At 40.2% G+C, this 18,481-nt stretch carries 19 protein-coding genes and 2 tRNA genes; 15 read left to right on the forward strand and 6 right to left on the reverse strand.

Features of this window, described 5'->3' with window-relative positions; translation table 11 throughout:
- Nucleotide 1 precedes the first annotated feature (1 nt).
- Together FL972_RS13420 and FL972_RS13425 are read right to left on the reverse strand one after the other, a co-directional pair.
- Nucleotides 2–364, reverse strand: coding sequence for a hypothetical protein (locus tag FL972_RS13420; RefSeq protein ID WP_144605965.1), 363 nt, complete (start codon nt 362–364; stop codon nt 2–4).
- A 5-nt stretch (nt 365–369) separates the two neighbouring features.
- Nucleotides 370–711: a carboxymuconolactone decarboxylase family protein gene (locus FL972_RS13425; RefSeq protein ID WP_091653386.1), complete on the reverse strand. Its 342-nt coding sequence runs from the start codon at nt 709–711 to the stop codon at nt 370–372.
- A gap of 79 nt (nt 712–790) precedes the next feature.
- Between FL972_RS13425 and FL972_RS13430 the strand changes: the two genes are divergently transcribed.
- The 7 genes from FL972_RS13430 to FL972_RS13460 all read left to right on the forward strand — a co-directional run bounded on the left by FL972_RS13430 (nt 791) and on the right by FL972_RS13460 (nt 5,958).
- On the forward strand, nt 791–1,489 hold the full coding sequence (locus FL972_RS13430) for a ComF family protein (protein WP_144605966.1): 699 nt from the start codon (nt 791–793) through the stop codon (nt 1,487–1,489).
- A 5-nt stretch (nt 1,490–1,494) separates the two neighbouring features.
- Entirely contained in the window at nt 1,495–2,037 is a 543-nt protein-coding gene (locus FL972_RS13435) for a YfiT family bacillithiol transferase (RefSeq protein ID WP_144605968.1), read from the forward strand.
- 12 nt (nt 2,038–2,049) lie between these two features.
- Entirely contained in the window at nt 2,050–2,808 is a 759-nt protein-coding gene (locus tag FL972_RS13440) for an SDR family NAD(P)-dependent oxidoreductase (protein ID WP_144605970.1), read from the forward strand.
- 7 nt (nt 2,809–2,815) lie between these two features.
- Nucleotides 2,816–4,231, forward strand: a complete 1,416-nt coding sequence (locus FL972_RS13445) for a pyridoxal phosphate-dependent decarboxylase family protein (protein WP_144605971.1) — start codon at nt 2,816–2,818, stop codon at nt 4,229–4,231.
- A 12-nt stretch (nt 4,232–4,243) separates the two neighbouring features.
- Nucleotides 4,244–4,807: a hypothetical protein gene (locus tag FL972_RS13450; RefSeq protein ID WP_144605973.1), complete on the forward strand. Its 564-nt coding sequence runs from the start codon at nt 4,244–4,246 to the stop codon at nt 4,805–4,807.
- Between the two features lie 94 nt (nt 4,808–4,901).
- Nucleotides 4,902–5,357 carry a PaaI family thioesterase gene (locus FL972_RS13455; RefSeq protein ID WP_144605975.1) on the forward strand — a complete coding sequence of 152 codons (456 nt, stop codon included), beginning with the start codon at nt 4,902–4,904 and terminating at the stop codon, nt 5,355–5,357.
- A 184-nt stretch (nt 5,358–5,541) separates the two neighbouring features.
- Nucleotides 5,542–5,958: a hypothetical protein gene (locus tag FL972_RS13460; protein ID WP_144605977.1), complete on the forward strand. Its 417-nt coding sequence runs from the start codon at nt 5,542–5,544 to the stop codon at nt 5,956–5,958.
- Nucleotides 5,959–5,974: 16 nt separating this feature from the next.
- On the opposite strand, the gene FL972_RS13465 is transcribed toward FL972_RS13460, so the two are convergent.
- Nucleotides 5,975–6,514, reverse strand: coding sequence for an RNA methyltransferase (locus tag FL972_RS13465; RefSeq protein ID WP_144605979.1), 540 nt, complete (start codon nt 6,512–6,514; stop codon nt 5,975–5,977).
- A gap of 79 nt (nt 6,515–6,593) precedes the next feature.
- Between FL972_RS13465 and mutS the strand changes: the two genes are divergently transcribed.
- From mutS to FL972_RS13495, 6 genes are all read left to right on the forward strand, one after another.
- Nucleotides 6,594–9,197 (forward strand): DNA mismatch repair protein MutS, encoded by a 2,604-nt coding sequence (gene mutS, locus FL972_RS13470; RefSeq protein ID WP_144605981.1) that lies wholly within the window; start codon nt 6,594–6,596, stop codon nt 9,195–9,197.
- Between the two features lie 48 nt (nt 9,198–9,245).
- A complete protein-coding gene (locus FL972_RS13475; RefSeq protein WP_144605983.1) occupies nt 9,246–10,043 on the forward strand; it encodes a LuxR C-terminal-related transcriptional regulator in 798 nt (265 codons plus the stop codon).
- A gap of 140 nt (nt 10,044–10,183) precedes the next feature.
- A tRNA-Gly gene (locus tag FL972_RS13480) sits at nt 10,184–10,256 on the forward strand.
- A gap of 84 nt (nt 10,257–10,340) precedes the next feature.
- A tRNA-Leu gene (locus FL972_RS13485) sits at nt 10,341–10,424 on the forward strand.
- Nucleotides 10,425–10,469: 45 nt separating this feature from the next.
- The gene (locus tag FL972_RS13490) at nt 10,470–10,709 is read left to right on the forward strand and encodes a GIY-YIG nuclease family protein (protein ID WP_144605985.1); all 240 of its coding nucleotides are present in this window, start codon (nt 10,470–10,472) and stop codon (nt 10,707–10,709) included.
- Nucleotides 10,710–10,959: 250 nt separating this feature from the next.
- The gene (locus FL972_RS13495) at nt 10,960–11,811 is read left to right on the forward strand and encodes a mechanosensitive ion channel family protein (protein WP_144605987.1); all 852 of its coding nucleotides are present in this window, start codon (nt 10,960–10,962) and stop codon (nt 11,809–11,811) included.
- On the opposite strand, the gene FL972_RS13500 is transcribed toward FL972_RS13495, so the two are convergent.
- The 3 genes from FL972_RS13500 to FL972_RS13510 all read right to left on the reverse strand — a co-directional run bounded on the left by FL972_RS13500 (nt 11,812) and on the right by FL972_RS13510 (nt 14,051).
- Nucleotides 11,812–12,279, reverse strand: coding sequence for a pyrophosphohydrolase domain-containing protein (locus tag FL972_RS13500; protein WP_144605989.1), 468 nt, complete (start codon nt 12,277–12,279; stop codon nt 11,812–11,814).
- An 84-nt stretch (nt 12,280–12,363) separates the two neighbouring features.
- Entirely contained in the window at nt 12,364–13,131 is a 768-nt protein-coding gene (locus FL972_RS13505; protein ID WP_144605990.1) for a hypothetical protein, read from the reverse strand.
- Nucleotides 13,132–13,295: 164 nt separating this feature from the next.
- Nucleotides 13,296–14,051 carry a superoxide dismutase gene (locus tag FL972_RS13510; protein ID WP_144605992.1) on the reverse strand — a complete coding sequence of 252 codons (756 nt, stop codon included), beginning with the start codon at nt 14,049–14,051 and terminating at the stop codon, nt 13,296–13,298.
- A gap of 177 nt (nt 14,052–14,228) precedes the next feature.
- Between FL972_RS13510 and dapF the strand changes: the two genes are divergently transcribed.
- Both dapF and secA read left to right on the forward strand, forming a co-directional pair.
- The gene (gene dapF, locus FL972_RS13515; RefSeq protein WP_317129946.1) at nt 14,229–15,002 is read left to right on the forward strand and encodes a diaminopimelate epimerase; all 774 of its coding nucleotides are present in this window, start codon (nt 14,229–14,231) and stop codon (nt 15,000–15,002) included.
- A gap of 93 nt (nt 15,003–15,095) precedes the next feature.
- Nucleotides 15,096–18,476 (forward strand): preprotein translocase subunit SecA, encoded by a 3,381-nt coding sequence (secA, locus tag FL972_RS13520; RefSeq protein WP_144605996.1) that lies wholly within the window; start codon nt 15,096–15,098, stop codon nt 18,474–18,476.
- Nucleotides 18,477–18,481: the final 5 nt, after the last annotated feature.

Below are 18,481 nucleotides of genomic sequence, written 5' to 3' on the forward strand. Positions count from 1 at the left end.
CTTAATCAATCTCTATTTGGTACTCTTTTTCAAAATATTCCAAAACCTGAATCTTCAGGAGCTTTTCCTGCTCCAATAAATCGAAGTGAGGAAGTTCTTTTATTAGTTTCCAATGAGGCCAGCCTTCTTGATCTACAAAATCCAATTCGTAAAATCCTGCTAGACTTAAGACCTTGCAAACAGCAATATGCATCAAATCCTGCTTTTGCTCCTTTGAAAATGTCTTGGCCCCTTTTCCTAGTTCCTGAACACCTATTAGAAATAAAACTCCATTGAGATCTTTGGGTTTTTTCCCAATAGTATCTTCCAGCCCAACCAATAGTTTGGACCATTTTCTCTCCAGGTCTAGATCTTTTTTAAACACTTATATTATTGATTTTCAAGTTCTTCCCAATATTCGGTCGCCCTTCTTAAATGAGGAATGACGATGCTGCCACCTATTAATGTTGCGATGGAGAATACTTCAAATATTTCTTTGGAATTGAGCCCAGCTTCGTGGCATTTTCCCAAATGATATTTGATACAATCGTCGCATCTCAAAACCATGGAGCAGGCTAGACCGATCATTTCTTTCGTTTTGATATCCAAAGCACCTTCTGCATAAGCATTGGTGTCAAGATTGAAAAATCGCTTGATCACTTTATTGTCCGCGGCCATGATTTTATCATTCATGCGGGCTCTGTAATCGTTGAATTCCTCTATAAGATTCATTAAATTAATGGTTTAGGATAAATCTGCCGCAAATATACAGCTATTCTGCAAGCAGTTTGAATAACAGCAACTAATGCGTATGCGTTTACTTTTTGTCAAAGATTTTTTGGATTTAATTTTTCCCCGCAATTGCGAGCTGTGCACAAGGGCTCTTTTCGACTACGAGTTTTGTCTTTGTACGATTTGTGAAGGCAAACTTCCAATAACTAGCTATCATCTTCGGGCAACTGACAATGATTTGAAGGATAAATTGCAGGGGTTGACAAGGGTTTTAAGAGTTTTGGCCTTTTTGAAGTTTACAAAAAATGGTAAAAGTCAGCGCTTACTTCATCAGCTGAAATACAGAAATAAGCCTCAAGTCGGATATTATTTGGGTAAAAAGTATGGTCAACTACTGTTAAAACAAGATTATTCAAAAAGCTGGGACTGCGTTGTTCCTGTACCCTTACACCGAATGAAACTGAAAAGAAGGGGATACAATCAAAGTGAGGAATTTGCCAAAGGGCTTGCTGAAAGTCTGGGTATTCAAATGGAGAATATTTTAGAGAGAATAATAGCAACAGAAACCCAAACCAAAAAAAGCAGACTGGAAAGAATGGGAAATGTAGAGGAGGTTTTTCAATTAAAAAGCAATATTTCAGTTCAAAACAGAAACATCTTACTAGTGGACGATGTCATTACTACCGGAGCAACTTTATGCTCCAGTGCAAATGTACTTTTGGCCAATGGGGCAAAAAACGTAGATTTAGCAACCATAGCCGCAGGAGGCAAAATTTAAACCCTATGATTGATATAGAGCATTTAAAGTACCCTATCGGAAAATTTCAGTTTGATCCTGAATCTGCCGAGGAAAATCTCAAAGAGGCGATCGAACAGATAAAATTACTGCCCGAGAACCTAAATAAGGCATTGAGAAATCTCAATGAATCTCAAATAAACACTCCCTACCGGCCTGGAGGTTGGACTGTTCGTCAAGTGGTCCATCATATTGCTGACAGTCACATGAATGCTCTTATCCGTTTCAAATTGGCTTTGACGGAAGATAACCCTACTATCAAACCTTATGATGAGGCTGCATGGGCCAAAATGTCTGATTATGATCTTGCAGTAAATCCTTCTTTGGATTTGATACGAATCATACATTTCAAATGGGTAGTACTTCTGGAAAAAATGGAGCTGAGCGATTTCCATAAAACCTATTATCACCCGGAAAATAAGAGGCAACAAAGCCTTTTGGAAGTTGCTTTGATGTACAGTTGGCACTCCCAACACCATCTCGCTCATATTCAGCACTTGGCCATTCGGGAGAACTGGGTTACAAAATAATATTTTGCTATCATGAACATTTCTCTAAAAAACCAAAGAATATTGGTCACAGGTGCTTCCAGAGGCATAGGAAGAGCTATAGCTCGTCAACTTTCTGAATCTGGAGCTGAAGTAATCGTCCATTTTAATTCCAATGCTGAGGAAGCAGAGTCTTTGTTGAGTCAATTCAAAACTCCAGGATTCATGGAGTCTTGTGATTTATCGGATTCCGGAAAAGTAGTGGGTTTTATTCCTGCATTAATAAAAAAATATGGGCCATTAACCGGATTGGTGAATAATGCCGGGGTTTCTATTCCTGCAAAAGATACTTTGCCTACCGATGAATGGCTGAAAATTTGGGAAAAAACCATGGCGATTAATTCCACAGCAGTTGGAATTCTTTGTAAAGAGTTTGTTGATCAGGCTAAAAGCCAGCAGAACGGTCGGATCATTACTATTTCTTCTAGAGCAGCTTTTCGAGGAGATACTACCGATTATCTGGCCTATGCGGCATCCAAAGGCTCCTTGGTAAGTTTGACAAGGTCAATTGCACGGCATTATGGGAAAATAGGCATTAAAGCCTTTTTAATTGCTCCAGGGTTTACCAGGACAGACATGGCAAATGAGATTTTATCGGAGTACGGAGAGGATTTTGCGCTAAATGATATTGCCTTGAACGAGCTGACTCTCCCTGAGGACATTGCTCCTATGGTCACCTTGCTTTGTTCTGGATTGGCTGATCATGCTACCGGAACTTCAATTGATATCAATGCAGGATCTTACGTGAGATAAAAACCCTATGGATAAGCAGGAATTTAGAAAGAGAGCCCATCAGTTAGTTGATTGGATGGCAGATTACTTGGAGGAGAAGGAAAAATATCCGGTTACACCCAATACAGAGCCCAAAACTATATACAATCAGCTTCCTAAAAATGCCCCTGAAAAGGGAGAATCATTCGATCAGATTTTTGAGGATTTTGAAAAAATAATTCTTCCTGGAATGACGCATTGGCAGCATCCCGCCTTTTTTGGCTACTTCCCGGCGAATAATTCAGAACCTTCCATCTTGGCAGAAATGCTCATGTCAACATTGGGTGCTCAATGTATGTCTTGGTTGACCTCGCCCGCAGCCACGGAATTGGAAGAAAGAGTTTGTGATTGGTTGAGGGATGCCAAAGGAATAGATTCATCCTGGAAAGGAGTCATTCACGATACTGCGAGCACCGCTACCTTAAGCGCTATATTAACGGCAAGAGAAAAAGCCAGTCATTATCAAATCAATGAAAAGGGCTTTGTTGGGGATATGGTTTTTCGGGTTTATTCATCTTCCCATGTTCACTCATCAATCGATAAGGCGATAAAGATCGCAGGTTTAGGTGTTCAAAATTTAGTTCGAATCCCTGTAAATCAGGAATTTGCCATGATTCCTGAGGAATTGGAAAAAGCGATAGTGGAAGATTTGAAAAATGGCTTTTATCCACTTTGCGTGGTTTCTGCTTTGGGTACCACCAGCTCAACTGCCGTTGATCCAATCGATGAGATCAGTAAAATCACGCAAAAACATGGCCTATGGCATCATATAGACGCTGCTTTTGCAGGTACAGCCTTACTTTTGCCAGAATATCAGCATTTGATGAAAGGACATGAAAAAGCGGATAGCTATGTGTTCAATCCTCATAAATGGATGTTCACTAATTTCGACTGTACCGTCCTATTCTTAAAGGAGCCTCAATACTTGGTCAATACATTTTCTCTCACACCCGAATACCTGAAGACTCAACTGGACAATGAAGTTAACAATTACCGAGACTGGGGCATACAACTAGGTAGACGATTTCGGGCTCTGAAATTGTGGTTTGTCTTGAGAACTTATGGATTAGAAGGAATTCGGGAAAAACTCAGAAATCATTTAAAACTGGCAAAAACAGTTGAGGGATGGATAATCAAGCAAGATAACCTGGAGGTTTTGGCTCCAGTTAATTTCAACACAATCTGTTTTCGATATACTCAGGCAGATTTATCAGTAGAAAAGCTAAATGCTATCAATGAAAAGTGGATGAATGAAGTCAATGCTAGTGGAAGGGCATTTTTTTCACATACTAAACTCGAGGGTAAATTTGTCATTCGCTGGGTAATCGGGCAGACCGATGTGGAACAAAAACATCTTGAAAGTGCATGGGTTTTATTAAAAGAAAAGCTTCTAAGCATTGTTTAATCTTATCTATGTATGGCTGCAAAAGATCCTGTTTTAACTCCTGAGTTACTGAAAATCATCAAAATATTCGGAATAGCTTCCATTTTGCTGGTTTTGGGTCTTTCCTTTTTCAATTCAAGAAGAGCCAACAATACGGGTGATGACCTAACCTTTCGGATGAGTGATGCTGCTAGAATCTATTTTTTAAATATGAAAGCCATCAATTATGATAGAGAAATCCGTTCAGATGCAGGAATGACTTTGTTCAGACATGAAGATCTAAGTGTTGGAAATGAAGACCTGGGAATTCAACTTGTACTTATTTTAAATCCGCCCAAAGATGAGGCTTACCTTTACCTTGAGCCCCAAAATTTTGATTGGCCCATTCAAATCAAATCGGGCGGAGAAACTTTCACTTTTAAAAATGGAAATAAATCAGATCATTTGTCAGCAATAAATCAACTAAAGGCTTTGATTCAAGGTGGAAAAATGATTTCTTTAGTCCAAAATGAAATAGAAATTCCGATTTGGAAAAAAAAATCAGAAAAAGAGGCGCTCAAGCAAGTATTTGAAGACTACGCACGCTTGATGGAATAAAGTTTTGGTTCATTGAGTTTAGAGTTTATCACAAAATAATGTTCATACCTCTTTATTTTTAAACTTTTAAAAAACAAAAAAATATTCTTAATTAATGGAAAAAGAGTCAAAGGCATTGCAATTATTTCTGTCTCTTGTGGGTAAAACCTTGGATCAAACTCCATCAGCAGCAGGTAACTGGTTGGCTGGTACATTGAAAGAAGTAAGTGAGAAGCATATCAAGGTGGCTTACACTGTAAGAGCGGAAATGTGCAATCCTGCCAAAATCCTTCATGGTGGAGTAGCCTCGCTAATGCTGGATGACGTAATTGGAATGGGAAACTTTGTTACAGGCTCCGAACACCTGATGACGAGTATCAATTTGAATGTGGACTTTTTATCTCCTGCTCAAATTGGAGAAGTCTTAGAGGTAAGTGCAGAGTTAATCCGTTCGGGCTCAAACCTGAACCATTGGGAAGCAGTGATCCAGAAAGACTCAGGCAAGATTGTGGCAAAAGCAAGTTCAAATATGATCAAAACCCACGTTAAGCTGAGTGATTTAGGTTTTTAATATCAAATACAATTAAATTTTAATCAATTTAAATAAAGCCTTTAGAATTCAATTGGAATGATTCTTCTGGCATATCCTTAAAAACTACTATTACATGAAATCGAGCATCGGGGAACCTGTGCGAGATTGTCCCGAATCAAGTTCGGGACAAGCTATATGGCCCTTTAAAAACAAATTATATCATATGAAAAAAATTTTACTGACGCTTATTTTTTGCGTTTCCTTTGCATTTTTGTCTCAGGCCCAATGGACTGTTTCCTATCATCAGAGTGATCTACCCTTTTTGGGAATTAATAAGCAGCTAGGTGAAAAATGGATTCCGGAGTTTCGCCTAGGGGCCAATAATTTCACACGATTTCTGAGTTTGGAGCTAGTTGCGAACTATATGGTCAAATCTGATGAGGACCTTCAGATTTACCTGGGATTTGGAGGAAGAGCTAATTTATTTCCGGGACTTGTTTTTCCTGCCGGGATTAATTACTACCCATTTGCTAAAAAAGAATTTGGTTTTCATTTTGAAGCGGCACCTTTGGTTTCATTCCAAAATGGAGCCTTGTTAAGAGGATCTTTAGGCTTTAGATATCGCTTTCTGAAAAACTGATCGGAGTTGGGGGCTTTTAGGAATCGAAAGCCTCCAATTTTACCATCAGATCCCAGACTGCAATTCCCAAGGAAACAGAAATATTCAGGGAATGCTTTGTGCCAAGTTGAGGGATTTCCAAGACTTGATTGCAAGCTTTCAAAACTTCCTCCTCTACTCCAAAAACCTCATTTCCGAAAATCAAGGCATATTTTTTATTAGGTTCTGGCTTGAACTCGTTTAGAAGTATGGATTGGTCAACTTGTTCTAAGGCGCAAAGCTGATAACCTTCCGCCTTCAATTTGTGAACAGCCTCCATGGTATTCAGACAATATTCCCACTCTACAGACTCTGTGGCTCCCAAGGCAGTCTTCTGTATATCACGATGAGGAGGAGTTCCAGTAATTCCACAGAGATAAATCTTCTCCACTCTGAATGCATCCCCGGTCCGAAAGGCCGATCCTACATTATTCAGGCTTCTTACATTATCCAAAACCAGAGCAATGGGTGATTTTTTGGTTTCCTTAAACTCTTCAACGGAGAGCCTTTCCAACTCTTCCATACTTAATTTCTTCATCTTTTTTGATCTCCCTTGCTTATAGGCTATTTTCAAACTTAATTCGTTCCCCCAAATTTAAGAGAAATTAGCCGAACCCATGAGTAAATCCAAAGATGGAAAAGAAACCCCGCTGATGAAGCAGTATAATGCGATCAAAGCGAAGCATCCTGGTGCCTTGCTTTTGTTTCGTGTGGGTGATTTTTATGAGACTTTTGGTGAAGATGCAATAATTGCCAGTAAAGTTTTAGACATTGTTTTGACTAAAAGAGCCAATGGTGCAGCTTCACATATAGAATTGGCGGGTTTTCCACACCATTCATTGGATAATTACCTTCCCAAATTGGTCCGAGCAGGAAATCGTGTCGCAATTTGTGATCAGCTCGAAGACCCCAAGTCGGTCAAAGGAATCGTGAAAAGAGGGGTTACAGAATTAGTAACTCCGGGCCTTTCCTACAATGACCAAGTTCTGGACACCAGAAAAAATAATTACTTGGCATCCATCCACTTTGGAAAGGATAAACATGGAATCGCCTTTTTGGACGTTTCAACGGGGGAATTCATGTGTGCTGAAGGGAATTCCAGCTATGTAGAAAAGCTTCTGCAAAGTTTTGCACCTGCAGAAATTATTTTTTCGAAAGCTGCCAAAAAAACAGCTCATGACTTGATCAAAAACGACTACATCACTTTTCACTGCGAAGATTGGGTGTATCAGTTTGATTATACTTACGAAAAGCTCAAAACCCATTTTGAAACTGCCAACCTCAAAGGTTTTGGAATAGAGGAACTGGAGATGGGCATAGTGGCAGCCGGAGCGATTCTGTTCTATCTTGAAGAAACTGAGCATAAGGAAATACAGCATATCTCAGCAATATCAAGGATTGCTGAAGAAAAGTATGTGTGGTTGGACAAATTTACCATCCGAAACCTCGAATTGGTATTCCCACAGCATGATGGAGGCGTTCCGTTGATTCAAATTTTGGATCATACGGTAACTCCGATGGGTTCGAGAATGATGAAAAAGTGGATGGTTCTTCCTTTGAAAGAAAAAGCTCCTATAGAAGAACGCCTTAATGTGGTTGAATTTTTCCATGAAAACGCAATCCTGATAGACGAAATATTGGCTCATTTGCGCCATATAGGTGATTTGGAAAGATTGATTTCTAAGGTGGTGGTCGGAAGGGCCAATCCAAGGGAAATGAATCAGATCCGTCGGGCCCTGAAAGCGATTTTGCCTGTAAAAACCCTTCTCAAGGAACAGCAAAACCCCACTCTAAAGAGATTAGCTGATCAAATCCATCCATGTGAATACATTTTGGAGAAAATTGAGAAGGAGCTTCAAGAGGATGCGCCGATGCTGGTTCATCAAGGAGGCGTGATCAAAGATGGCGTAGATGCAGAATTGGATGAATACAGAAACTTAGCAAATAAGGGCAAGGATTTTCTGGTGCAAATTCAGCAAAGGGAAATCCAGAATACAGGAATCAGTTCTTTAAAAATTGCCTTCAATAAGGTTTTTGGGTATTACTTAGAGGTCACCCATGCGCACAAGGATAAGGTGCCTCAAGAGTGGATCAGAAAACAGACTTTGGTCAATGCGGAAAGATATATTACCCCCGAGCTCAAAGAATATGAGGAAAAAATCCTGAATGCAGAGGACAGAATGATTGCTTTGGAGCAAAAATATTTTCAGGAATTAGTTACTGAGACAGCTCAATTTGTCACTCAAATTCAACAAAACGCCAGAATAGTTGGCACATTAGACGCGCTATTGTCTTTTGCACAGGTTGCTCTAAATAATAATTATTCCCGTCCGAAGGTATCCGATACCGAAACTTTGGAGATTAAGGACGGAAGGCATCCGGTGATAGAGAAGCAATTGCCAGCTGGAGAAGAATATATTCCGAATGATATTTATCTCGATCACGACAGCCAGCAAATAATAATCATTACAGGGCCTAATATGGCTGGTAAATCGGCCCTGCTAAGACAAACGGCCTTGATTGTTTTGATGGCTCAAATGGGTTCTTTTGTTCCTGCTTCTTTCGCAAGAGTTGGAATAATTGACAAAGTGTTTACCCGTGTTGGAGCTTCTGATAATTTATCCAAAGGTGAGTCAACGTTTATGGTTGAAATGACCGAAACGGCTAGCATTTTGAATAATTTGTCAGATCGCAGTTTGGTATTGATGGATGAAATCGGGCGAGGAACTTCCACTTACGATGGAATTTCCATAGCCTGGTCTATTGTCGAGTACCTTCATAATCATCCTACTTTCAAGGCAAAAACCTTGTTTGCAACTCATTACCATGAGTTGAACCAGCTTACTCAGGATTTTCCTCGCATAAAAAACTTTAATGTTGCTGTAAAAGAAGTGGGAAATAAGGTGATTTTCATGAGGAAACTGAAGGAAGGTGGCAGCGAACATAGCTTCGGTATTCATGTAGCTCAAATGGCCGGAATGCCAAACCCTGTTGTCTTGAGAGCGGCAGAGATCATGTCCCATCTTGAAAAGGATAAGGCCATGAACCAGGGCAAAAAGTCACTTAGTTCTGTCCCAAAAAATAATTATCAGCTTAGTATGTTTGAGATGGATCCTAAATTCAAAGAGGCAAAAGAACTTTTGGATCAAATAGATATAAATTCTATTTCTCCCATAGAAGCACTGCTAAAGTTGCATGAAGTGAAGAAAACTCTTGACTAATTAAAAATCAGTTTTTTAGTATATTGACTGCAAAAAGAGAGATGTTCTATGGATAAGGTGTTACTAAAGGACCTTAAAAAACAAGATAAGTATACTAAGTTCTTCCAAAATTGGGCGGAGCAGGAGTTTAAAGCTCATCCCAACGAAAGAAGACTATTAGAGAATCTCGAGGCATTAAGCCAAAGTATTGGCATGAACGAGGGGCTTTTGATAGCTTGTTTTGATTATAGAAATCTAAAATTGGCTTTTTTTACTGGGGAGGTTGAAAAGCTTACAGGGTATCCGGAGGAGATGTTCCGCAAAAAGGGGATGGAAACTTCTTTTACCATGGTGCATCCTGATGATCGGGAGGAGCTGTTTAAGTTCCAAAAGATTGTTTTCGATGCCTTTCACAGTTTAAGTTTGAATGAGAGACATTCTTTTGAATTTTCCTATATCACGCGCTGGGTTCATCGAACCACCGGTGAAGTATCTTGGATGATGGCCAAAGTAAGACCTTATTTGATTGATAAGGATGGCAATTTTGCCATGGACTTACATATTATCGTGAAGCTGTTGACACCACCTAAATTCAAGGGTTATGATTGGAACTATTCTTACACTAAAGATGATGGTACCCGAATCATTGTATCTAAAGATTCTCCAAATGACAAGGAGGTCAAGTTAACGAAGAAGGAAAAAGAGGTGGTTGAGTTGATGCTGGAAGGAATGGAATCAAAGGATATTGGGGAGAAATTAAATATTTCTATCAATACAGTCGGAACCCACAGAAAGAATATTCTTCGAAAGCTGGGAGCGAAAAATGTGGCTGAGATGGTTAAAATCTTGGCCTCATATGAATTTTAAAAATTGCTGAAAATCAGTGTGATCCTTAAAATTCCTGAGATTATTAAAAAAATTCCAGTCAGAATTATTGTAAAAATCAAAGAGGAACTTACCTTTGCATCCACAATTCGCTCAGACAAAGGTCTGGGATATTGAAATAAGCGAGAGTAGCTCAGTTGGTAGAGCACGACCTTGCCAAGGTCGGGGTCGCGAGTTCGAATCTCGTCTCTCGCTCAGATCAAGCCCTTGAAAGAGGGCTTTGTTGTTTCAAGCCATAGCTTTAACAAGCAAAAGACAGCCTATAATTTTATAGGTAATGCCGGGATGGTGGAATTGGTAGACACGCAAGACTTAAAATCTTGTGTCCTTTTGGACGTGCGGGTTCAAGTCCCGCTCCTGGTACATAAAGCCTCACAGAAATGTGAGGCTTTTTGTTTATATTCCTAGGTGTTCACCGTTTATGCCATTTCAAGTATTTCAAGGAAATATGTTTATGTTGGACTGACTTCCGATTTAGAGGCAAGGCTTCACAGGCATAACTCTGGATATGGGCGAACTACCAAGCCTTATATTCCATTTGAGCTAATTTTTCAAAAAGAATTTTCGACAAGATCAGAAGCCAGGGAGTTTGAGAAATATCTTAAAAAAACGAATAATGGTAAACGAAGATTTTTGGGTTTGAGATAAATCTTGTGTCCTTTTGGACGTGCGGGCCTGCCTGTTATCGATTCACAGGTCTTCCTGTTGCTTGGTTAGATAGTCCTCAATTTGACTAATGGGCGATGTAGAAATGCAGACAGGTTCAAGTCCCGCTCCTGGCCTCCTAAGGGAGGAAAATCCAAAAGCCTCACAGAAATGTGGGGCTTTTTGTATTTATGCCAATGGCTTTAAAATCCTGTCCTTTTTCGTATTTTGAGGAAAATCAAAAAATAGGATTATGAATAGCCTTAACATTTTTCAAACAGATTGGGAGGGAATAGAATCACTATTAAAGACTATTGGCCTTTCTTTAGCTATCCTTCTCGCCTTTTACTTTTTGGCAAATATCCTTCAAAAGTTTTTGAAAAAGCGATTGCTCGTCAGAATGGATGATCCTCTTCTAGCCAATTTCTTATCCGTGGTCTTTAGGTTGATCATTATTCTGCTTGGATTTTTATTGGTTTTTAGAATAATAGGACTGACAGGCTTGGTATCAGGGCTTCTCGCCGGGGCTGGAATCACAGCTTTTGTAATTGGTTTCGCCCTGAAAGATATCGGTGAAAACTTTCTGGCCGGTATCCTCTTAGCCTTTAAAAGACCTTTTCGGGTAGGAGATATTGTAGATATCAATGGAATGGGAGGGGTTGTTTTGACCTTAAACCTGCGAGATACTCAAATCAAAACTTCTGATGGAAAAGACGTTTTTATTCCCAATGCTACCATCATTAAAAATCCTTTGGTCAATTTTACCATAGATGGATATCTGCGCTATGATTTTATTGTTGGTTTGGATTATGGCTCCGACTACCAAGCCGCAAGAGCATTAATTCTTGAAGCTATTCAAAAAGTACCTGGAGTGTTATTGGATACTAAAACCCCGATGGTTTGGGTTTCAGACCTGGCAGAAAGCACTCTGAATTTGCAGGTGACTTTTTGGGTAGATACTTTCGATAGAAAAATTGCTGACCTGGAAGTGAAAAGCCAAGCTATCATCCAAGTATTGACTACATTAGAAAAGGCCGGATATAATCTTCCGGCCCGTGTATTGGAAATCAAAAACTATAGGGATGAGCCTATTAAAAGTTCCTGATTATTTTTCAATAATTTTCTTTAAATCAGCTGGGGAGTAATTAACGGATTTCAAAGTTTTTCTGTCTCCTTCTCTGAAAACTAAATATAAATCACCCTCTTTTTCATAAAAACAGTCAGTTCCTTTGAGTTTATAATGCGCCACAGTAGCCTTGGCCTCTTCCTCTGTCACGCAGGCTTTGCTCATGTTTGATCTTTGAACTTCATCGAAAAGCTCTTTGAATTTTTCCCCCAACCCAAATTCAAGCACAGCCCCGGAAAGCACGTATTGCAGATCGCAAAGCGCATCCGCAATTTCTACCAAATCCTTATCTGCAATGGCTTGTTCTAGCTCTTTCAACTCCTCTGCAAGCAAAGAAACTCTCAATTTGCAGCGGGTTTCTGAAGGAATGGTAGGTTCTGGTAATACAGGGTGCTTGAAAGTTTGATGGAATAAAGCTACCGAAGTGAGGGATTTTGGATCTTGCATAGGTATTAATCTAGTTGGAATCCGAAATAAAGAAAAAAGACCGGAAAACCCGGCCTTTTAAAACTTTAAGATCTAATAATGTGCTTAGTTTCTCTTTTTCAAAGTGACGGCACTGTCAATGTTGCTCATGATTCTGGAATAAAGCAAGGTATTGCCATCGACCCCGTTTGGACCGATTTCAATTTTACCATCTGCATTTCCATCTACTGCCAAAGAAAAGTCAACTCCTGCAAATAGCTTGGTCATATCGAAATCCAAAACCATTTCGCTTTGGCCTTCCACTTCTACCCCATTGCTACCCTCTGCCATTGCACGGATTGTTTTTTCAGTTTCAGACCAAACAATAGCCTCTGTGTTGTTGACTTGACCTTTAATCCACATTGATTTGTTGAATTTTGGATCTGAAGAAGCTACGGTGGTGTTTTTCTTCAACTTAAACTCTGCTTCTGCATAGTTTCCTTCAGGAGTTTCTCCTTCAGCAATCAAAGCTGCTCTACTATCACCATTGGCAATAATGGTCAGTGATTTCGTTTGTGCAGCGGAAGTCTGTAGGCTGGAGTTCACATTTGTTTTCAAAGTAATGTTACCCAGATTAATTCCTGCTTGAATGTCTGCTTTTGCAGCATACCTCAATTCCATGTCTGCAGTGGCCACAGTGAATTCTGTGGAAGAGAATCCATTGACGATTACTCTGGAATTGCTACCACCAGAAGAACCTTCGCTGGCAGTCGCAAAAAGCCTTGCATTGGAATTCCCTTCAGAAGGCATTTGGTCTTCGTTTTCTGAACAAGAACTCAAAATAATTCCGGCTGAAAATGCAATCATTGCGACGTTTACAAAATTTTTGATCATGGTAATTTTATTTTGGTTTACTTCTATTTGATCCAATTGAGATGCCAATCGGATATCCAGAAAAAAAAACGAAGAGCAAAACGTAACTGGATTAGCTAAGAAATGGGTATAAAAAAACGCCGAACTGAATAGTCCGACGTCTTATATTTATTTAATTTTCTGAATTAAATGGCTGCATTATAGCGTTCAGCCACTGTTTTCCAGTTAATTATATTCCAAAAAGCAGAGACATAATCCGCTCTTCTGTTTTGATAATTGAGATAATAAGCATGCTCCCAAACATCCAGACCTAGTAAAGGAATTCCTTTAAAATCGGAAATGTCCATGAAAGGATTGTCTTGGTTAGGTGTAGAACCTACGGACAATTTGTTGTCCTCTCCCACCACCAACCATGCCCAACCTGAACCAAATCTAGTCTTAGCAGCAGCTTCAAATTGCTCAACAAATACCTCGAAACTTCCAAAAGAAGAATTGATAGCCTCTGCCAAATCCCCCTCTGGTCTTTCGGCAGCATCTGGAGTCATGATTTGCCAGAATAGTTCATGATTATAGTGGCCGCCACCATTATTTCTCATTTTCGTACTATAATTGGAAATCTTAGCCAATACATCCTCCAAAGGTTTGTTGGTGTCTACATTTTCCTCTCCAACTGCCTCACCCAGGTTTTTTGCATATCCGGCTGCATGTTTGGTGAAATGGATCTCCATAGTCATCGCATCAATATGAGGCTCCAATGCTCCAAAATCAAAGCTTAGCGGAGTTTGCGTAAAGCTGGTTGCTAAAATTGCCTGTGCATCACCTTTGGCCTCATTGGAGCAAGCACTTAAGATTCCCGAACCAACCAGACCTACAGCAAGTCCTGCTTTGGAACTGTTTGATAAAAACTTTCTTCTGGATATGGGGTTTTCTGTGAGTTTCATAAATAAATAACTGATTTCTAGTTTCAATGTTAAAAGATACCTGAAACTAACCATTCTTAAGCAGAATTGAAATTGCTAATCAGACATTAAGTCCGATTTTCTGACAAGTTGGTTATGTTTGCATCCAAAGTTTTGCTTGGTTAGGTTTTTGACTTTCTAAAAGTTAAGATGAATAAAATGGTTTTTTATAAATATCAGGGCACTGGAAATGATTTTGTGATGATCGATGATCGGGAGAATAAATTCGATGATCAAAATCTCGACTTGGTTTCCAGAATCTGTGACAGAAAGTTTGGTATAGGTGCTGATGGATTGATTTTAATACGAAATCATCAAGACTATGATTTTGAAATGATTTATTTCAATGCTGACGGCTCCCAGAGTATGTGCGGAAATGGTGCCCGATGTGCAGTCGCCTTTGCGGGTTTTTTGGGCATTATTAAAGAAAAAACTAATTTTTTGGCAATCGACGGCCCTCATGAGGCAGCGTTAAGCCAAGATGTAGTAGAGCTAAAAATGGGCAATGTAAAAGGAATTATACCCAAAGACGGAGATAGCTTTGTAAATACAGGTTCACCACATCATATAAGAGTGGTTGAAGATGTTCATAACTACCCTGTTTTTGAGGAAGGCAAAAAAATACGATATAGAGAAGATTATGCTCCTGGTGGAACCAATGTCAATTTTATAGAGGCTTTGGGCGATGAAGAGATTTTTGTCAGAACTTACGAGCGGGGAGTTGAAAATGAGACTCTGTCCTGCGGGACAGGTGTGACAGCAGCGGCCATTGCTTTTGAGCAGGAAAAATCTGATGCTGAGGTGAAAATCAAAACCTTGGGAGGAAATCTTTCCGTACGATTTCATAGAAATGAAGATGGAAGCTTGGACAACGTTTGGTTGATTGGACCAGCCAAACAGGTTTTTTCCGGAAAAATGGAACTTTCAAATTAAGAAAGGCACACAAAGGCCTCTCTAGTTTAATTATCAATTGTAATAAAAAGGGCTTAATTTTAAAGCCTGATTTCAGAATCACATACGACAAACATGTTAGATTTTATAGCAAAAGGATTAGCCAAAGTTTTTGGAACCAAATCCGACCGAGATATCAAAGAATTACTTCCGAAGGTTAAAGAAATAAATGACATTTTTTCTGGTCTTCAGAAATTAAGTGATGAAGAGCTTCGTGCCCAAACTGCACAAATCAAAGAAACCATCAATAGCCATTTACAGGAACTGGATGATAAGATTGCTGGATTCCGAGCAGAAATTGAAGCCCTTCCTATTGATGCCATCCACCAGAAGGATAATCTGTTTACCCAAATCGAACAGGTAGAAAAGGAAAGAGATGAGGCATTGGAAGAGGTTCTGGAAAAAGTCATGCCTCAAGCTTTTGCAATTGTCAAAGAGACGGCCAGGAGATTTAAAGAAAATGGACAATTGACCGTAACGGCCACTCTTAAGGACAAGGAACTGGCGGCCACTAAGAAAAATGTGGAGATTGACGGTGATAAGGCCATTTGGCACAACAGCTGGCTTGCTGCAGGAAACGAGGTAGTTTGGGACATGGTGCACTATGATGTGCAGCTGATCGGGGGTATGGTTTTGCACAAAGGTAAAATCGCCGAGATGGCGACGGGGGAAGGAAAAACGTTGGTTTCCACACTTCCTGCATACCTCAATGCTTTGGCCGGAAGAGGTGTTCATATTGTTACAGTAAATGATTACTTGGCAAAACGTGACTCGGAGTGGAATGCACCGCTTTTTGAATTCCATGGCCTTTCTGTAGACTGTATCGATAAATATCAGCCTAATTCAGCAGGAAGAAAGAAAGCTTATGGTTGCGATATCGTGTATGGTACCAATAACGAATTCGGCTTTGATTACCTACGGGACAATATGGCACGAGACTCTGATGATTTGGTGCAAGGAAAGCATCATTTTGCCATGGTCGATGAGGTTGACTCCGTGTTGATTGATGACGCACGTACTCCATTGATTATTTCAGGACCAGTTCCTAGAGGTGATGTCCATGAGTTTGATCAAATGAAACCTAGGGTATCAACCTTGGTAGATGAACAGCGAAAGTTAGTTCAGGGATTTTTGTCAACTGCCAAGAAGCTGATTTCAGAAGGCAACGAAAAAGAAGGGGGACTAGCATTGTTCAGAGCATATCGAGGTATGCCGAAATACAAGCCTTTGATCAAATACCTTTCTGAGCCAGGAATTCGCGTGGTTTTACAGAAGACTGAAAATTTTTATCTCCAGGATAATAAGCGAAATATGCCTGAGGCAGACGAACCGCTTTTGTTTACAATTGATGAAAAAAGCAATGTGGTCGATCTGACTGATCGTGGTATCGAAACCATGACCACTAAAAATGAAGACCCTAGCTTCTTCATTATGCCGGATATCGGAATTGTGATTGCTGATCTTGAAAAGGATGAAAGCATTGATGAAAAAGAAAAGCTTGTAAGGAAAGAGGAGGCGATCAAGGACTACGGGGTAAAAGCTCAACGTATTCATACTGTCAATCAGCTCTTGAAGGCTTATTGTATGTTTGAGCGTGATACGGAGTACATCATTGTGGATGGAAAGGTGAAGATTGTCGATGAGCAAACAGGTCGTGTGATGGAAGGCAGAAGATATTCTGACGGTTTACACCAAGCGATTGAGGCGAAAGAAAATGTGAAAGTGGAAGACGCTACTCAGACCTATGCGACCATCACCCTTCAGAATTACTTTAGAATGTATCACAAGCTGGCTGGTATGACCGGTACGGCAGAGACTGAAGCTGGAGAATTTTGGGAAATCTATAAGTTGGATGTGGTGGTAATTCCAACCAACAAACCTATACAAAGAGACGACCGAGAGGATAAAGTTTATAAAACGGTAAGAGAGAAATTCAATGCTGTTGTAGACGAGATCAATGAATTGGTTGCCCAGGGTAGACCAGTCTTGGTGGGTACCACTTCAGTTGAAATTTCAGAGGTATTGAGCAGAATGCTGACTCTGAAAAAAATCCCGCATCAGGTGTTGAACGCCAAGCAACATGCGAAAGAGGCTGATGTAGTGGCTGAGGCAGGAAAAGCAGGTACGGTTACCATCGCTACAAACATGGCGGGTCGTGGAACAGATATCAAGTTGAGTCCAGAATCCAAAAAGGCAGGCGGTTTGGCAATTATAGGTACAGAGCGTCACGAATCCAGACGTGTGGACCGACAGTTGAGAGGTCGTGCAGGTCGTCAAGGAGATGTGGGTTCATCCCAATTCTTTGTCTCCCTGGAAGATTCCTTGATGAGACTTTTCGGGTCTGACAGAATTGCCAAACTCATGGATAGAATGGGGCTGGAAGAAGGAGAGGTAATCCAGCACTCTATGATTACCAAGTCCATTGAGAGAGCTCAGAGAAAAGTGGAGGAAAACAACTTCGGTACCCGTAAGCGTCTATTGGAATATGATGACGTGATGAATTCCCAGCGGGAAGTGGTGTACAAGAGAAGAAGAAATGCCCTCAAAGGGGAGCGTTTGGAACTAGATATTTTAAATATTCTTTACGATGTATGTGAAAGCATTGTGGAGATGGGCAAGTCTACAGAAGACTTGGAAAACCTCCGCATGAATATTTTCACCTCTTTGGGTCTTGACTATCAAATTTCTGACAATGATCTAAAGTCCAAAGATGCCTCCACTTTGACACAGGAGCTGTATGAGGCTGCTTTTGAAAGTTACCAAAAGAAAAATCAGCAGATCATTACCACTGCTCTTCCAATTTTAAGACGGGTGCAGGAAGAAAGAGGTGCTACTGTGAAGGATATCATGGTTCCTATTTCTGATGGCATTAAGCAAATCGGAGTGGTCGTGAATCTGGAAAAAATGCTCAGTTCAGAGGGAAATGAGTTGATCAGGTCTTTGGAGAAAAATGTCACTTTGGCCATTATTGATCAAAACTGGAAAGAGCATCTACGGGATATGGATGACTTAAAGCAGTCCGTTCAGAATGCCGTATATGAACAAAAAGATCCATTGTTGATTTATAAGTTTGAGGCATTTGAGATGTTCAAGCGATTTATTGGCAAATTGAATGAAGATATGGTTTCATTCCTGACCAGAGCTGATCTGCCAAAGCAAGATCCTTCTCAAGTTCAGCAAGCACAGGCTCAAAGAGCACCTGAACCACAAGTTCAAGCTTCCAAAGCTGAGGTTTCCAGCTCCTTGAATCCAGGAGCAAATAGGGCTGCTGCCGCAGCAGCTTCTGCGGGAAGACAAGCCCCTCAAGCTGTGGCTCCAAGAAAGTCTGAAAAGACTTATGGAAGAAATGATCGTGTGACTGTTCAATACACGAACGGAACCCTCAAAGAGGATGTCAAGTATAAAAGTGTGGAACAGGATGTGCAGGAAGGAAAATGTGTAATCATCGATAATTAATCCAT

The sequence above is a fragment of the Algoriphagus algorifonticola genome (assembly GCF_007655305.1).
Lineage (GTDB): Bacteria > Bacteroidota > Bacteroidia > Cytophagales > Cyclobacteriaceae > Algoriphagus > Algoriphagus algorifonticola.

Bases quoted from the DNA above. Each gene is read 5' to 3' on its own strand.
- FL972_RS13500 (WP_144605989.1), bottom strand. From the start codon at position 12,279: ATGCAAGATCCAAAATCCCTCACTTCGGTAGCTTTATTCCATCAAACT.
- FL972_RS13425 (WP_091653386.1), bottom strand. From the start codon at position 711: ATGAATCTTATAGAGGAATTCAACGATTACAGAGCCCGCATGAATGAT.
- FL972_RS13465 (WP_144605979.1), bottom strand. From the start codon at position 6,514: ATGAAGAAATTAAGTATGGAAGAGTTGGAAAGGCTCTCCGTTGAAGAG.
- mutS (WP_144605981.1), top strand. From the start codon at position 6,594: ATGAGTAAATCCAAAGATGGAAAAGAAACCCCGCTGATGAAGCAGTAT.
- FL972_RS13475 (WP_144605983.1), top strand. From the start codon at position 9,246: ATGGATAAGGTGTTACTAAAGGACCTTAAAAAACAAGATAAGTATACT.
- FL972_RS13450 (WP_144605973.1), top strand. From the start codon at position 4,244: ATGGCTGCAAAAGATCCTGTTTTAACTCCTGAGTTACTGAAAATCATC.
- FL972_RS13460 (WP_144605977.1), top strand. From the start codon at position 5,542: ATGAAAAAAATTTTACTGACGCTTATTTTTTGCGTTTCCTTTGCATTT.
- FL972_RS13440 (WP_144605970.1), top strand. From the start codon at position 2,050: ATGAACATTTCTCTAAAAAACCAAAGAATATTGGTCACAGGTGCTTCC.
- FL972_RS13495 (WP_144605987.1), top strand. From the start codon at position 10,960: ATGAATAGCCTTAACATTTTTCAAACAGATTGGGAGGGAATAGAATCA.
- FL972_RS13505 (WP_144605990.1), bottom strand. From the start codon at position 13,131: ATGATCAAAAATTTTGTAAACGTCGCAATGATTGCATTTTCAGCCGGA.
- FL972_RS13455 (WP_144605975.1), top strand. From the start codon at position 4,902: ATGGAAAAAGAGTCAAAGGCATTGCAATTATTTCTGTCTCTTGTGGGT.
- FL972_RS13510 (WP_144605992.1), bottom strand. From the start codon at position 14,051: ATGAAACTCACAGAAAACCCCATATCCAGAAGAAAGTTTTTATCAAAC.
- dapF (WP_317129946.1), top strand. From the start codon at position 14,229: ATGGTTTTTTATAAATATCAGGGCACTGGAAATGATTTTGTGATGATC.
- FL972_RS13435 (WP_144605968.1), top strand. From the start codon at position 1,495: ATGATTGATATAGAGCATTTAAAGTACCCTATCGGAAAATTTCAGTTT.
- secA (WP_144605996.1), top strand. From the start codon at position 15,096: ATGTTAGATTTTATAGCAAAAGGATTAGCCAAAGTTTTTGGAACCAAA.
- FL972_RS13445 (WP_144605971.1), top strand. From the start codon at position 2,816: ATGGATAAGCAGGAATTTAGAAAGAGAGCCCATCAGTTAGTTGATTGG.
- FL972_RS13430 (WP_144605966.1), top strand. From the start codon at position 791: ATGCGTTTACTTTTTGTCAAAGATTTTTTGGATTTAATTTTTCCCCGC.